Genomic DNA, 15,385 nt, shown 5'->3' with positions numbered 1-15,385 from the left:
CGGAGAAAAGCTACTTCTTCCGGTACTCCTGTGGAGTAACCCCGTACACTCGCTTGAACATCCTAGCAAAATAAGAGAAATTCCCGTAGCCGAGATTAACGGCAATCTGGCTGACAGGCTGGTCTGTGCTAAGCAGCAGCTCCGACGCTTGTTTCATCCTCTCCTGAAGGATGTAATCAGATAAGGACATATCGGTTTCCGCCCGGAACAGCCTGGAAATGTATGCAGGATTCAAGAATACATGCTCCGCAAGATCCTCTCTTGAGAAGTCCACCTCTAGATTCGCCGCAATATAGTCCTTCATCTTTTGCACAATCGAATTTGGCGGACGTTTGGAGAAGAGCAGGTTCATGACGGAACCGATCATTTGCTTCATCCATTGCTCCAAATGCGATAAGGATCTCGTAACCAGGGACAGCTCGGCCATCGCGCCGTCTTTGTACAGCATTTGCACCTGCAGCCCTTTGCGGTGAAGAACATAGTAGACAACCTGCAAAAAACTGTGATAATAAGCTTCCAGCGTTTCAATGGTTACTTTCTGCTCATGGAACTCCATCATTTGCCGTTCAACGAGCTCATGAAGCTTTTCCCGGTCTCCCTTTTCAAACCAATCCGCCCATTCAATTAATGAGAAGCTTTGCAGCCCGTGATGATGACTGCTTCCGTATTCCCTATAGAGCAGTACTTGATTGGTCTGAATAACATTCTTATGTTCCCATTCCAGAAGCAGATGGTACGATTTCATCATATCCACAAGCGGCACGGATTCGCCGACATAACACGAGAGCACACAGTACAAGTATTCCCGGCAAGCCTTCATATAGCGGCTGCATGCATCAAGCAGCTCCTGCTCCTGCTCTTGGTCAGGATCCATCACAACATTGTAAAGCAATACAATCATATTGCCTTTATGATCCTCTACGACATGCCCGCTTCTGGTTCCGATCAGAATTTCCTCGGCCGCATTGCGCAGAGCAAAGCTCATAATTTCCTCATCTCTTGCAGTAAATAGCTTTTCCCATTGCTCGACACTAATCAGAATAAGCCTTATATCCGTATGCGTTGCCAGCGGAATCTGAAGCTCCTCAATGGCTGCCTCCAGCGTCTGATGGCTCAGAAGTAAGCGCTGACAGAGAATGTCCTGCCAAAACCGCTCGATGAGGGCTGTTTTCTTTTGTTCCCACATCAGCTGATATTTTTTCAACTGGTCGGCCGTTTCTTTCTGCTCGCGTCTCTCGTTAATGCTATCGAGCGCCCCATGCAAAATTTGTTCCAGATCGCTAAAAATAACCGGCTTCAGCAAATAATCATAGCTTCCAAGCTGAATAGCCTTCTGAGCAAAGGAAAAATCCGCGTGGCACGTCAGAAAAATGACAATGATTTCGGGATAGTGAATTTTAATCCACTCCACCAGCTCGAGTCCCGTTTCGTCGGGCATTTCAATATCACAAATGATCACATCCACCGGTGTTGTTTGCAGCCTCTCCTTCGCCATCGTTGCATGGTAGGCTTCATATACGTCGTGAATGCCAAGCTGCTGCCAATTCACACCTGATAGAATTCCCTTCACCGCAAAAATCTCATCATCCACGATCAATGCTGTATACATGTTCATCCCTCACTCTTCCATACTCAGACGCGGCAGTCTCAATGTAACAATTGCACCGCTTGGCTCGGCATTCTCCATAGCAATACCCGTCTCAGCTTTGTAATACAGCTTGCACCTGCGAATCACGTTCCACAGTCCCACATGCTCGCTGCCTTCCATTTCGAAATAGCTCCTGGACTGCATCAATTGAAGCTTATCGAGAGGGATACCCTTCCCGTTGTCGCTGACCCTGACCGTAATATAGCTGCTATCGTTCGGGTCGGGCTTTACTTCAATGTGAACCTGGAACACTTTGCCTTGATTGAAAGAGAAGCCGTGAATCATGGCATTCTCCACTAGCGGCTGAATCGTCGAAGGCGGAATTCGGCAGGCCTCGAGCTCTTTGGCCAGATGGATATCAACAGCCAGATGCTCGGGAAACCTGACCTGCTGTACGGCCAGATAGCTGCGGATATGATCCAGTTCTTCCTGCATCGTAATTGATGTCAAGTGCGTGCGGATGGCAAAACGAAAATATTTGACCAAATGAATGGACATCTGCTGGATTAACTCGTAGCTTTTCGTCTGGGCCAAATTATACACGATGTTTAAGGAATTCATGAAAAAGTGCGGATGAATCTGCGCCTGAAGATGCTTCAGCTCCGCTTTCTTCGTACGCAGCTGCTCCTCGTAGATATCGATTTTCAGCACCTCAATCTGTGAGGCCATGTTATTAAAGGTTTCTGCAATAATCATGAACTCTACTAATTTATGATCATTCAACCGCGCTGACAGGTCTCCGGAGTAAATTCTTCTCATCCCTTTAATCAGCTGCCCGATCGGTTTCAACAAAAATCTTTGCAGGAACAGCAAATATAATAACAACATAGCCAAGGCAAGAACAGGCACATAGTAATTGATTCTTTGGAAAAAAGTAAGACCCTCGAGCAGGTTTCGCTCCGGAATCATCACAGACAAATACATATTCGCATTGCGCGAGGACTGGACGACAAGCAAATAATTCTCCCACAAACGGACGATCTGATAAGGCTCCTCTTCTTTCAATAAATCAACGTTCCAGTCTTTGGCGTGAAGCTTATCAGCGAATTCCTTGTCATTAATCGTATTCAGAATGGCGCCTTCTTTGGAAAGAAACAAAGCTTGTCCACTTTCACCCAGATGCAGCAAATTCAGTGGAATCATCAGCCGGTTAATATCCACCCATGCACCGATGAACGACTCGTAGCCGGTATCCACAACCCGAACCAGCGAATATTGATCATCTTGGTGTATCAGCACCCAGGATTTAAGCAAGGGACTGCGGCTATCCTTGTCCTTCATCAATTCAATCAAGCGGCTTTTGATCGATTCTTTCCGCTCGTTGTTCATATAAGGCTGCGGAGCGGTGAGCAGCTCGTCATAACGGGAGCTGTAGGCAAACAGCACATCGGCATCCTTGTAATAATTCGTATTCACATACATCGCGTTCAGTGTACGAATCTTGGCGTAGTAGGATTCCGGGTTATCCGGATCGAATGCGCTCAGTGAAATCAAATCGTTATCCTGATTTGCCGTCCGGTACAAGTACTTATCCAATTCTTCCAACACCTGATCGATTTGATTCATATACATGGTGAGCATGTTTTTATTGGACTGAGCTACCTGGGAATGCACAACCTTCATGGCGTACATGTTATTCCATATCAATAGAACGACGAGTGGAACCGTTACCATAGCAAAACCGAGGATGAGCCGTGATCGAAGTGTTCCCTTTTTCATGGAAGGTCTCGATACCTCCTTTTCTCTCCGAGATTTCAACAACAGAACTAGTATTTCCTTCTTTTTATGCGTGATCTTCTTTGTTATAGTAAATCTAACAGGAGGGATCTTCGTGAATATTCTATTTAACATATTCCGCTGCACATTTACAGTAATTACAGCTTCCGCTCTTTTGATCTCATGCAGCCAAGATCATCCTACTTCTATCGATACAGCTTCGCCGCAACCATCAAGCGAACCTGCACAGGTCCTCTCTCTGGCTCGCTCCGACCTCCCGCCTTACCAGATGGTCATGATCTTCCCTTCGGGCAACGTTCCCAAAGATCTTCCTGACGTTGAACAAGCGATTAATGATTACTTACTAAAGAAAATAAATGCAACGATAGAAATCAGACCTATCGATTGGTCGGTGTGGCAGGATAAAACGAACTTAATGTTCACATCCAACGAACAGTTTGATTTAATGTTCACTTCTTCCTGGTATTATCTCGGACAAGAGGTGACCAAGCAGCAAATCATACCTTTGGACAAATTGCTCAAGGAGTACGGGCAAGGCATTACAAGCACTTTGGAACCTGCCTATCTCGAGAGCGGACGCGTCAAAGGCAGCATATACGGGGTCGTTACGAATAAAGAATTCGCCTCCACCAAAGGTATCGTCATGCGAAAGGACCTTGTAGACAAGTATCATATCGATTTATCACCGATACATTCCCTGGAAGACTTCAGCACCGTTTTGAAAACCATTAAGGACAACGAGCCTGATCTCATTCCTCTACAGGTCAAATATGACCGTTCACCGCTGACTGTCCTGCTCGGATATGGCGAGTTTGATATGCTCGACACCACAGGCGGCCCTGGAGTGCTGCGACGGGACAGTGATGATCTTAAAGTGATCAATATGTATGAGACGGAGGAATACGCACATTATGCCAAATTGATGCACGAATGGTTCCAGGCGGGCTATATCAACAAGGATGGCTCTATAACGAGACAGGATGAATTCGAAGCCGTGAAGGCCGGCAAAGCTTTCGCTTATGCGGAATCCATGAAACCTGGATTTGATGCACAGGAATCAAGAAATACCGGCTATCCTATGGTGACCGTCGAGCTCACGAAGCCTTATACAACGACAGGCGATACAACTAGTGCCATGTTCGCAATTCCGAGAACCTCTAAAGACCCGGCACGGGCTATGATGTTTCTAAACCTGCTGTACTCGGACCCCTACTTACTAAATTTGCTGGATTGGGGTATTGAAGGCAAGCATTATGTGAAAAAGTCGGACACCATCATCGACTATCCTCCAGGCGAGACTGCCAAGTCAATCGGCTATAACTTGAATTTACCTTGGATGTTCGGTAATGAATTCAATTCCTACATTTGGGCAAGTGACGATCCCAAGCTGTGGGATAAGTACAGAAGCTTCAATCAAAACGCGGAAATCTCCAAAGCGTTAGGCTTTGTGTTTGACCCCAGCGGAGTAAAGAACGAGGTCATCGCCTGCAATAACGTGCTCCTGCAATACACTGGAGCTATCAACGCCGGAGAGTTCGAACCGTCGCAAATCCTTCCAACCTTTATAAAAGCATTACATACGGCAGGTGCCGACAAGATCATTTCTGAAAAGCAGAGACAACTGGATGAATGGGCGGCCAGCCGTAACCGTCCTCCAACGCAGATGCGTTAAACCGATCCATACTGGATCAAGCCTAAACGCCAGTAGCTTCATCCAAATAGCTACAAAAAAGCAGTCCTTACGATCGAGTTCATCGATCTAGGGGACTGCTATTTTTCATTTTCCTAACATTTGCAACAGACTGGATCGCAGCAATAGTAGCTGTAGCTGCTGTAGCTGCTGTAGCTGCTGTAGCTGCTGTAGCTGCTGTATCTGCAGTAGGCGCGGTAGCTGTAGCTGCTGTAGCAGTAGCAACAGCTACCGCCTCCGTTGTCAGAGGCTATCCCTGACGGTATTGCTGCGGGGTCACCCCCGTCGCTCGTAGAAAAGCACGATGAAACTGGCTCGTGCTGGAAAACCCTAAATCGGCGCTGATACCCCCGATCGACACTTCCGTGCGGCGCAGCCTGCGCATCGCTTCTTGGATCCGCAAGGAGAGCAAATATTGATAAGGCGTGGTGCCCGTAGCTTTACGAAAGGAGCGGATGAAATGAAACCGGCTCTGCAGTGCCTGTGCAGCCAATTCGTCCACACAGATGGCTTGTTCATAGCAATCGTGAAGATACTCAAGCGTTCGCAGCATGTGCGGGTCCGTAATCCCCTCCGGCAGCGCGGATTGTGCAGGCTCTGACCTGCTTATCCCTAGCCAGTCGCCGAGGAAGGCGAGGACATCGTGCTCCACCTGCTGCACAGCCAAAGGATCTGAAAGCGTTTGACCTTGCATTAGAGAGAGCATCCAATGTTGAAAGCGGCTGACGAGCGCAGGCGGATTGAACGCTTGCAGAACATCTTGTTGTGCACCTGCTATAAATGGAGGATGAATCGCCGTCATGCCTCCAAGGCCTCTTTCCTGTACTTTAAGAATGATGACAGAGGCCTGCTCCCCGAGATGAAAATGATGCTTCATCCCCGGCGGTTGGATCAGACCGCTGCCCTGCCCTAACGCATAGCTGCGCGCTTCCTGAGTAAAATGACAAACACCTTTCACAGGAAGTGTGATCTGCATCCAATTCTCGTGTGTATGTGGAACATTTTTGAATTCATTACTGCCCTGCCACAATTCAATCCAAGCTGTTTCCGCTTTTACCTGCATCGTTATCACCTGCCCCCATTATAGCAAAAATTGCTCATTTCGCAGCAATTTTCACAACGACCTTGTACACTCCCATTGGGTATACTTGTAAAAAATGAAAGGGGGAGATCTTATGTCTCAAACTCAAACTGCGGCCATTCAGTCTCAGCGCTATTCGGCCGTATCCATTCTTGCAGGCGTCAGCTTTGCCCACTTGCTGAACGATGCGATGCAGACAGCCGTTCCATCGGCCTTTCCGCTTTTTCAAGCCTCCATGCATCTCAGCTTTACCAAAATCGGCTGGGTTGCCTTCATGCTCAACATCACAGCCTCCTTGCTGCAGCCGTTGATCGGCTATATGTCGGACCGCAGGCCAATGCCAGGCCTGTTGCCCCTAGGCATGGTGTTTTCACTCGTCGGCCTCCTTGGCTTTGCTTACACACAAGCCTTCTGGATGCTTCTCGTATCAGCCGCCTTGATCGGCGTCGGTTCGTCCGTGCTGCATCCTGAATCCTCTCGCGTAGCGCGCCTAGCAGCGGGGAAGGGACGCGGCCTAGCACAGTCCGTATTTCAGGTCGGCGGCAACACCGGCCAAGCACTTGCACCGCTGCTTGTTGCCTTCATCATCATGCCGCATGGGCCAAAGGGCTTCCTGTGGTTCACCATTGCAGCTGTGATCGGCATTGCTGTACAACTGATCATAAGCAGATGGTATGCAGATCAATTAGCCTACAGCTCGGCTAAACGCTCGACAAGTGCCGCAGCTGTTGTTGAACGTGCGCGTTCGCCGCATACGACAAAATTTATTGTCGGAGCCATGGCTGTCTTAATTGCCCTGCTCTTCTCCAAATTCGTCTATATTGCCAGTATGACAGGCTTTTATTCCTTTTATTTTATCGAGCATTACAACCTCCCAATATCACGCGCACAGCTGTGTTTGTTTGCACTTCAGTTCGCGGGGATGGTCGGTACCTTGCTCGGGGGCCGCTGGCGGATCGTTTTGGCCGTAAAACGATGATCTGGATCTCGATCGCGGGGACCGCTCCGTTTTCGCTGCTGCTGCCTTTTGTCTCGTCTGGAGTTGCTTTCGTATTGTGCTGCGCCATAGGTTTAATCCTCATGTCAGGCTTCTCCGTCATTATCGTCTATGCGCAGGAGCTGATGCCGAATCATGTCGGCACGGTGTCCGGATTGTTCTTCGGCTTGGCATTCGGCATGGCCGGTCTTGGCTCCGTGCTGCTTGGATGGATCAGCGATATGACCAGCGTCACTTTCGCAATCAAGCTATGCGCATTCCTTCCGCTGCTGGGACTTTGCGCCTTCTTCCTGCCCCGTGACGCCAGGCTGATGCAGCAGAAGGAAGCCTCATAAGAGCAGCGCACAGTGTACTGCAAAGGCAAAAGACAGCCTATGCACACGATAGGCTGTCTCTCTATTAATTAACCCACTGAATGACTTCTTCCTTGCAGCGTCTTGTCTTCGCACGAGGCTCCCTCACCCGGTAGCCAAAGGCAACCATGCAAGCTACGCCATAATTGCCCTTTAGAATCCCTTCCTCACGAAGCAACTGCTCGACTTTCTCCTTGTCGAAGCCTTCGATCGGGCAGGAATCAACGCCAATTTGGGCTGCAGCCGTCATCATATTGCCAAGTGCAATGTAGGTTTGGCGGCTTCCCCACTCAAACATAGCTCTTTCGTTGCCAAGTAGATCGAAATCGGATTCAAGGAATTTGGCAAACATGCTTTCTTTGCCCTTTTGCACTTCTTCGGGAAGCTGCTGCACATCCTGCATCATATGCCGGATATGAGTGGAATCAGCGGTCAAATCCTCCTTGGTTCTGGAGAGCATGATGATGAAATGGCTGGAGGTCGGCAGCTGCTTCTGCGCTCCCCAAGAGATAGGAAGAAGCTTCTCACGGATCACCGGATTTTGCAGCACCACAAATTTCCAAGGCTCAAAGCCAAAGGAGCTTGGAGACAAGCGTCCTGTTTCCAAAATAAACGCGAAATCCGCATCGCTGATTTTTTTCGCCGGATCGAATTCCTTGCACGCATGTCTGAATTGGAACGCGCTTATAATTTGTTCCTGTACATTTGCCATAAGTGTATAACCTTCTTTCATTCATAATCGTGTCCGATGAATGTTCATCGCGACATCTATTTACGATTATAAAGAGTATGACACAAAATGGAAGTACGCACATTTATGTAATGTAGTATCAAAATTTATACCGTTAAGTAATTCACTCATACCCTGCAAGTCGCAATAACTCATCAGCGTCCTGGCATTGTAACGCTCTCGCTAACGATAGGATCGCTTCCCTCGTTGGCGTTCTTTCACCGACTTCCATGGCATTTAGCAGTGAGTAACTAACGCCGGATTTATCGCTCAATTTTCGCTGCGACATCTCACGCTCTTTTCTGAGCTCCTGTAGACGTTCTCCGAATGTCATACAGCTTCACCTCCCGACTTGATGATTGTTTTACTCATGTGTCCAGCTTCATCAGATTACCTCGCTGCTCTTCTCATAAACCGCGCGGCATCGCGCTCAAAACCGAACTGCTCATACAGCTCATGAGCGTCCTTCGTACCAAGTAAACCGGTCAGTCCTTGTAATTCTTCACAATGAATAATTTCCTGCACGAGCGCCTTTCCGATCCCTTGTCCCCGATATTGCTCATCTACATACACATCCGCCAAATAATACATGGTTGCATAGTCTGTAACGATCCTTGCAAATGCAATTTGCTTGTCCTCATGATATACACCGAAGCACATGGAGTTTTCAATAGATTTCTCAATCGTACCGAGTGCTCTTTCCCCCGCCCAATAGCTTCTGCGTAAGAAGGATGCAATCGCATCGATCTGAAGGAGCGACTTATCGGAGCTGATCACATATTCTCTAAACATTCTATTCATAAACGATATTCCTTTCTATTGCGCATTGAGCTTGGGGTATTTCCCGGGCAACCGCAGAAACCGCTAAATCTCGCCCCAAGGTGACAGGATTAGCGCATCACTTCACGCTGCTCCCGATACTCCTGAGGCGTCACACCCTCCATCTCCTTAAATACGCGGCTGAAATGCTTGGTATTCTCAAAGCCGGACTTCTCGCTGATCTCATAAACCTTCAGGTCGGTAGTCTCAAGCAGCTCCTTCGCCTTGTCAATCCGTAATTTCTTAAGGTAGTTAACGAAGCTGTCTCCTGTGTACTCCTTAAATGCCTGGCTGAAATAAGAGTAGTTCAGGGATACATAGTTGGATACGATGGTCATATTCAAATCCTTGTGGTAATTTTCCTGCATGAAGAGAACTGCTTTTTTCATTTCCTTATGATCGATACTGAACGATTTCACCGTGGACACATATTCATTCAATCGATAGAGCAGACCTTCAATACTGTGAAAATAATCATGAAAAAAATGAAAATGGTGAATATCTCCGACCTTTTTGAACAGACGAAGAATTTCTACCGATTCCCCTCCGTAGATGTGAAACACTCTATCAAAAATATGCTCGTTACATGCTTGACTGAGCGCCTCCAAATAGCTGATGTCGTACCGGGACACCGTCTTCATATCCAGCAGTTCCAGGAGGAGCGTTTTCATTTCCTTATTTCTGCCGGTACCTAGCATATTGGCGATTTTTTTAATGGTTTCCATCGGGACGGCAAAATCTTTGCTTTTCTGTCCAATATTTTCGTACCTGATAATGCCGGGCCCCGATTGCAGGAACGTATATTTGAGAGCAAGAAGTGCCTCCTCGTACGCCGTATGCAGCCAATTCGAGCCTGACCCATAGGAACTCAGCCCCATACTATAAGCAAAATAACCCGAGCCAGCAATACGTTCCGCCAAAAATTGAAACAGCTCCCGGTGCTTCGCGATGAGAACAAGCTGATTTTCTTTATCAAATGTAAATGCTCTGGGATACCGGAAGGGCTCCGGTACATTGCTGAGCTCAGCTTGGATACGTGCGGACAGCTCCGTGTGGCCCATTCCTTCAATAGAGCCCTTGTACTTCAAGATTCCCAATTGAAAGCCGCCACTAAGCCACAGCATATCAATCTGCTGGAGCTTCTGATGGAGCTCGATATCAGCCAGATGCGGGTGATTGAGCAAATAATGAAACTGACTTTCTTGAAAAGCTTCCTGCTGCTGCATGGAATTGGTCAATTGCTGATCCACTTGTTCCTTCTGCTGCAGGTCTTTTTCAATCCGCAGCAGCGTGCGCGACAATTCATCCCGGATAATCGGCTTCAGCAAATAATCCTTCACATCGCAGCGAATCGCTTCCTTGGCATATTGAAAATCATCATGACCGCTTAGTATGACGACAGCCGGTTTGGGATCAAACTCCTGAATGTGGTTGATTAACGCGATCCCGTCCATGATCGGCATACGTATATCTGTGATGACCACGTCGATATCCGAGCCGATCAGCTTATCCAGCGCTTCCTGACCGTCTTCGGCAAAGCTGAATTCATACAATCCGGGGAATTCCCGTTCGATCATCGCTTTAAGGCCCAGCCGAATGTTCTTTTCATCGTCAACGATAAGCACTTTTCTCATCTGCAGACATTCCTCCGGATAATATGAGATAAGGCAGCTTGATCCTCACTTGCGTGTAAGCTCCTTCTTTACTTTCCACCTTGATTCCGTTCTCGTTACCATAATACATGGTAATTCGTTGCATGACATTACGCAGGCCGATTCCGTTACCCTCCCGATCATTTGAAGAGGAGTGACCGTATTTTTGATCAAAAACGGTGTCCTCCATCGTCATTCGCTCATGCAGCTCCCTCAGCCTCCGCTCCGTCATACCGGCTCCATCGTCCTCAACCTCAATGAGCATGTAATCTTCGCTCACCCAAGCCCGAATCCAGATCACAAGTCCATCCCGCCGGGTTCGATCGGTGACCATCCCATGCTTAACTGCGTTCTCGACTAGCGGCTGCAAAGACATTTTCAGCACCTCCTGCTCGAGATAGCCCTCCGGTATATCCAGCTTCAGCTTGATTTTATCATCATAGCGAATATTCATAATGGCAATATAGTTCTGAATGTGCTGAATCTCATCACGGAGCCGAACATGATCACTCGACCACTTCAAACTATAGCGCATCATAGCGCCTAGCGAGGTTAACGCATCAGATATCGTAAACTGCCCTTCTACCTCCGCCATCATTTTCAAGTTTTCAAGTGTATTGTATAAGAAATGGGCATCGATCTGGTTCTTCAGCGAGTTTAACTCCGCCTCTTTCGTTGCCGCTTGTTTATTTACAGCTTCGACGATCAGCTCGTTCATCTTCTTCATCATTTGCCGAAAATGGTGCGCCAGCTCCCCCACTTCCCCGCCTGCGTCGATATCAATTTGTACATTGAGATCGCCTCTGCGCACTTTTTTCATAGAATCTCTCAAGATATGCAGCTTCTTCAAAATCAAAGACTGCAGAAAATAAGTGATCACTGACATGAGCGCAATGAGAATAATGGCTGCTGCAATGAACAAATTTCGTGTCTTTTGAATGCGAGTAACCGAATCCTTCAATGACACAATGTTGAGCAAGTAGGCATCCAGAGGCTTAATTGACGTTGATAGCACGAGATACGGTGTGTCTCCGGCGGTAAATGTAAAATCCGAGCCATCCTCTTTGGAGTGGCTTACCCATTCCTCGCGCAATCGGTCCAGATCCATATGCCCCAAAAACGGACTATCCGCCGCTCCAAAAATACGCATATCCCGATCTATGACAAGCATTTGTGATTGGCCGTCTTGTATATGGCTGAAGGTCTTCTGAAAAAATTTATCGATTAACATATCGACTTCCAAAATACCCACGTGCTTACCGCTCGGCGATATTTCCCTAAGCAGAGAGACATAGGTTGACGTCGCTTCATTTTCCGTATCATAACGATTCATAATATCTTTCTCGTCTTTTAACACTTCCCACCACACAATCCCTTTGCGGGCGAGCACATCCTGATACCAGGCTCTTGAGGAGATGCGGTTTTCATTAAAGATAACAGGCCATATTTCCTTCATATTCGCATTATCCGTGTACAGCCGGACATTAGCGATATTAGGGTTATTGAACATAAGCCGCTGCAAGTTCGGAAAGATGTTCAGATTGAAATCAACAAGCTCGGAAACATCCAGCTCTCTTGGATTTGTCAAATAATCAATGACTTGTCTGTCAACGATGGCTAGCTGCGCCGCCCGCCCCATGATTTCAACGTTATTCAAGATGCTGGACTTTTCGCTTTCCAGTGCGTACTGATTATTTTTAAGCGTATCCTGAATCGTATTCTTATAAAATTCGTTAAATAAATACCATGCGAATAGGATGATCGGGATTAAGATGATGATGATATAAGCGGAGATTAGCTTGGTTTGTATCGAAACCCGATCTGTCATTTCTGCGAGCTGTTTTCTACCTTTACGCAAGACTTTGATCATGATGGCACATCCAGCCTTTCCATTCTCTGTAATCCTATCATAATACAAATTCAGACGGATGCGCATAAAATCTGATGCGAAAAACCCGAGCACCCGTGTTAGCGGGCTCTCGGGCTTACAGCTGTACAGCAAGGAATTATTTCGAGAATTCGGCGATCTTCTTGTTATTGGCTTCAAACGCTTGCTCTTGATAATCTCTGACCTTAGCAAAGCCGGCAGCATCACGGTCTTTTTGGTATTTATCAAAAATTTGGTCAAATTCGCTGTCGGACTTGGCAAGCAGCAGCTTAGGCAGGGCTTTGCCCCATAGTTGACCGATCTTCGTATGCGCCATTCCTTCCTCAGAGGTCCCGGTAGGATTGATATTATCATATTGAGAGAAGCTCTTCGTTTTGCCCTTGGTCCACTCTTCCGGCTGTTTGATCGGCTCTACGCTTGGCGGAGCCCACTGCAGATTCATGTTGGTATCCATCAGCATCCAGAATGTGAAGGAGGAGCCGTATTTTTTATCAAATGCAGAGCGGTCTTTGTTCATCAAATCCAGCACTTCCGGCTTGAATTGATCTTTGCCGTTAATCGTATCGTAGCTGACGCCCTTCTCGCCAAGGTACAGATCTTTGTTGCCTTCTTCACTGATCAAGTAGCTCAGGAATTTAATCGCTCTAGCTTTATCTTTGACATCTTTGGAAATCAGCGTTACCGTCCAACCGGAGATCCCAGGTCCTGCCAGGGTCGGAGCGTCTTTCTTGGAGTTTGCAGGTCCGTCAACAGCAATGTAGACCTTGTTCGGATCCTTTTGATAGAGCGAGATGTTCTGGTTCGCCATATCGGAACGCTGGTACAGCATCGCGAAATAACGGCCTTGCGCAATTTTTTCTTCCATTTGAGGACGCTTGTCGATAAAGATATCCTTAGCCAGAAGCCCCATTTCATTCGCTTTGCGGAATGTTTTGAGCCAGCTTACAAATTCAGGATCTGTGGAACGGTCGTATAGCTTGCCGTCTTTTTCGTATGGGATGGACAGGAAGTTTTGCAGCATCGACGAGTTCTGGTCACCGGCCAGCAGGGAATAGTTACCCACCTCGTTAAATTCGTGAAGCCCCAGCGGAATGAGCGGTTGTCCGTTGACTTCAGGGAACTTCTCTTTAGCTGCTTTAAGCGCAGCCAAGAAACCTTCTTGTGTGCTCATATCCGGTTTGCCGAGCGCTTCGTACATATCCTTGCGTACCATAAATGTCTGATTAGAAACGAAGTTTTCACCGTATTTCTTGTAATCCTGCGGAGAAGAGGACGCATTCGGATAGCCGTAGAAGTTGCCATCCTTTTGTGTATACCAGGATGTCTTAGCCGGGTCTGCGACTTTGAAGAAGTACGGGTCGTACTGCTTGGCAAGCTCATTCAGCGGAAGTACCATTTTGCCTTCGATCATCTTTTTCACGGCATCCTCATACCAGCCGAGTGTAATGAAATCAGGCAGCTTACCGGAAGCAATCATGGTGTTCAGCTTTTCATTTTCATTGCCTGCAGGAACGATAAAATTGATGTTTACGCCGGTTTTCTTCGTAATGTATTGAGATGTAGCGTCTACGCCCCATTTGTTCGGAAACCAGGAGAAATTCAGATACCAGTCGAAGGTAATCGGCTTCGTATCGGATTTCCAGCCGGGCTCATCCGCGTTGACCGCGGGGGCTGCCGTTTGTGCCGCAGGATCCGCCGCTTTGGAAGGTTCTGCACTGCTGGGAGCGCTGCCGCTGCCGCTGGTCGAACAAGCCGTAATGGAGAAGGCTGTAACCAACGCTAACAGCGTAGTTAAAGTTTTACGTGGTTTTCTCATGTACTTTACCCCTTTTCTGAATCATAATGGTATGTTCAATCTCTGTCAAAAACAAAGACTTTCACCCTGCTGAACGGATCAGCCCTTCACCGAGCCAATCATGAAACCTTTTACAAAATACTTCTGCATGAACGGATACACCAGTACGATCGGCACGGTCGTGACAACCATCGTAGCAAGCTTAATCGATTGCGAGGATACGGTTCTCGCTAAATCGCCAGTAGCTGCAGCAGCAATCTGATTGGAGCTTGACTGCGCCACAACGCGGTAGAGGTAAGTTTGAATCGGCTGCAAATCGGTGTTATTAATGTAGATCATGCCGGTAAAATAATCGTTCCATTGATAAACGCCGTGAAATAATGCAATCGTAGCAACCACGGGCATGGATACCGGTAAGATGATTTGGTAAAAAATCTTGAAATCATTCGCACCGTCAATCTTAGCCGCTTCCTCCAATGCATCGGGAATTTCCCGGAAGAAGGATACAAAGATAATGAGATCGAAGAAGCTGAACATGGCAGGAATAATATAGACCCAGAAGCTGTCAAGCATCCCTAAATCCCGAATCAATAAAAAAGTAGGAATGAGTCCCCCGCTGAAAAACAACGTAATGGTGCCGATCATCATGTATACCTTGCGGCCGATGAGCTCTCTGCGAGAAAAAGCATAAGCCACCATGGCGGTAAAGAGCACGTGAATGACCGTACCAACAAACGTCTTAGCGACTGTCACACCCATGGCCATCATAATGCCGTCATTGGCAAATACAGCCGTATAACTATCTATGCTAAACATCCTAGGCCACCAGTAAATACCGCCTCTCATGGCGTCATTGCCGTCATTGAACGAATTGACGAGCACATACCAGATTGGATATAACGTGGCGAAGCAGATTACAAGCATGAGTAGATTATTAAACTGATCGAACAACGCCTCTTGAAGGGTTTTGCGTTTAAGTGAGAACATGTCTGTCC

11 protein-coding genes and 1 pseudogene are annotated in these 15,385 nt (G+C 47.3%); 2 read left to right on the top strand and 10 right to left on the bottom strand.

The annotated features are described in order from the left end of the window. Window positions 1-10 precede the first annotated feature (10 nt). Both L0M14_RS07410 and L0M14_RS07405 read right to left on the bottom strand, forming a co-directional pair. Complete coding sequence (locus L0M14_RS07410; protein ID WP_235121536.1) at window positions 11-1,615, bottom strand: helix-turn-helix domain-containing protein; 1,605 nt, start codon at window positions 1,613-1,615, stop codon at window positions 11-13. A gap of 3 nt (window positions 1,616-1,618) precedes the next feature. Further along, window positions 1,619-3,367, bottom strand: a complete 1,749-nt coding sequence (locus tag L0M14_RS07405; protein WP_235121535.1) for a cache domain-containing sensor histidine kinase — start codon at window positions 3,365-3,367, stop codon at window positions 1,619-1,621. 112 nt (window positions 3,368-3,479) lie between these two features. Here L0M14_RS07405 and L0M14_RS07400 point away from each other — a divergent pair, with 112 nt between their 5' ends. After that, the gene (locus L0M14_RS07400) at window positions 3,480-5,057 is read left to right on the top strand and encodes an ABC transporter substrate-binding protein (protein ID WP_235121534.1); all 1,578 of its coding nucleotides are present in this window, start codon (window positions 3,480-3,482) and stop codon (window positions 5,055-5,057) included. Between the two features lie 268 nt (window positions 5,058-5,325). Here the strand turns inward: L0M14_RS07400 and L0M14_RS07395 are convergent, their stop codons facing one another. Next, entirely contained in the window at window positions 5,326-6,138 is an 813-nt protein-coding gene (locus L0M14_RS07395) for a helix-turn-helix domain-containing protein (protein ID WP_235121533.1), read from the bottom strand. Window positions 6,139-6,250: 112 nt separating this feature from the next. Here L0M14_RS07395 and L0M14_RS07390 point away from each other — a divergent pair. Beyond that, a pseudogene (locus tag L0M14_RS07390) lies at window positions 6,251-7,488 on the top strand (MFS transporter). 64 nt (window positions 7,489-7,552) lie between these two features. On the opposite strand, the gene L0M14_RS07385 reads toward L0M14_RS07390, so the two are convergent. The 7 genes from L0M14_RS07385 to L0M14_RS07355 form a co-directional block, all read right to left on the bottom strand. Continuing rightward, window positions 7,553-8,218, bottom strand: a complete 666-nt coding sequence (locus L0M14_RS07385) for an NAD(P)H-dependent oxidoreductase (protein WP_235121532.1) — start codon at window positions 8,216-8,218, stop codon at window positions 7,553-7,555. Between the two features lie 142 nt (window positions 8,219-8,360). Beyond that, window positions 8,361-8,570: a helix-turn-helix domain-containing protein gene (locus L0M14_RS07380; RefSeq protein ID WP_235121531.1), complete on the bottom strand. Its 210-nt coding sequence runs from the start codon at window positions 8,568-8,570 to the stop codon at window positions 8,361-8,363. A gap of 56 nt (window positions 8,571-8,626) precedes the next feature. Beyond that, window positions 8,627-9,037, bottom strand: a complete 411-nt coding sequence (locus L0M14_RS07375) for a GNAT family N-acetyltransferase (protein ID WP_235121530.1) — start codon at window positions 9,035-9,037, stop codon at window positions 8,627-8,629. Window positions 9,038-9,126: 89 nt separating this feature from the next. Then, entirely contained in the window at window positions 9,127-10,689 is a 1,563-nt protein-coding gene (locus L0M14_RS07370; protein WP_235121529.1) for a response regulator transcription factor, read from the bottom strand. Then, window positions 10,667-12,577 carry a sensor histidine kinase gene (locus L0M14_RS07365; RefSeq protein WP_235121528.1) on the bottom strand — a complete coding sequence of 637 codons (1,911 nt, stop codon included), beginning with the start codon at window positions 12,575-12,577 and terminating at the stop codon, window positions 10,667-10,669. The genes L0M14_RS07370 and L0M14_RS07365 overlap by 23 nt, the downstream gene beginning before the upstream one ends. Before the next feature lie 136 nt (window positions 12,578-12,713). Next, window positions 12,714-14,411 (bottom strand): type 2 periplasmic-binding domain-containing protein, encoded by a 1,698-nt coding sequence (locus L0M14_RS07360; RefSeq protein WP_235121527.1) that lies wholly within the window; start codon window positions 14,409-14,411, stop codon window positions 12,714-12,716. A 78-nt stretch (window positions 14,412-14,489) separates the two neighbouring features. Then, window positions 14,490-15,377 carry a carbohydrate ABC transporter permease gene (locus L0M14_RS07355; protein WP_235121526.1) on the bottom strand — a complete coding sequence of 296 codons (888 nt, stop codon included), beginning with the start codon at window positions 15,375-15,377 and terminating at the stop codon, window positions 14,490-14,492. Window positions 15,378-15,385 lie beyond the last annotated feature (8 nt).

Source organism: Paenibacillus hexagrammi, assembly GCF_021513275.1.
Taxonomy (GTDB): domain Bacteria; phylum Bacillota; class Bacilli; order Paenibacillales; family NBRC-103111; genus Paenibacillus_E; species Paenibacillus_E hexagrammi.
Note: the sequence above shows the minus strand (reverse complement) of the source record. Positions and strands in the feature narration are given on the sequence as shown.

Coding starts and splice junctions, on each gene's coding strand:
- L0M14_RS07370 (WP_235121529.1), bottom strand. CDS start 10,689: ATGAGAAAAGTGCTTATCGTTGACGATGAAAAGAACATTCGGCTGGGC.
- L0M14_RS07365 (WP_235121528.1), bottom strand. CDS start 12,577: ATGATCAAAGTCTTGCGTAAAGGTAGAAAACAGCTCGCAGAAATGACA.
- L0M14_RS07385 (WP_235121532.1), bottom strand. CDS start 8,218: ATGGCAAATGTACAGGAACAAATTATAAGCGCGTTCCAATTCAGACAT.
- L0M14_RS07380 (WP_235121531.1), bottom strand. CDS start 8,570: ATGACATTCGGAGAACGTCTACAGGAGCTCAGAAAAGAGCGTGAGATG.
- L0M14_RS07375 (WP_235121530.1), bottom strand. CDS start 9,037: ATGAATAGAATGTTTAGAGAATATGTGATCAGCTCCGATAAGTCGCTC.
- L0M14_RS07395 (WP_235121533.1), bottom strand. CDS start 6,138: ATGCAGGTAAAAGCGGAAACAGCTTGGATTGAATTGTGGCAGGGCAGT.
- L0M14_RS07410 (WP_235121536.1), bottom strand. CDS start 1,615: ATGAACATGTATACAGCATTGATCGTGGATGATGAGATTTTTGCGGTG.
- L0M14_RS07355 (WP_235121526.1), bottom strand. CDS start 15,377: ATGTTCTCACTTAAACGCAAAACCCTTCAAGAGGCGTTGTTCGATCAG.
- L0M14_RS07360 (WP_235121527.1), bottom strand. CDS start 14,411: ATGAGAAAACCACGTAAAACTTTAACTACGCTGTTAGCGTTGGTTACA.
- L0M14_RS07405 (WP_235121535.1), bottom strand. CDS start 3,367: ATGAAAAAGGGAACACTTCGATCACGGCTCATCCTCGGTTTTGCTATG.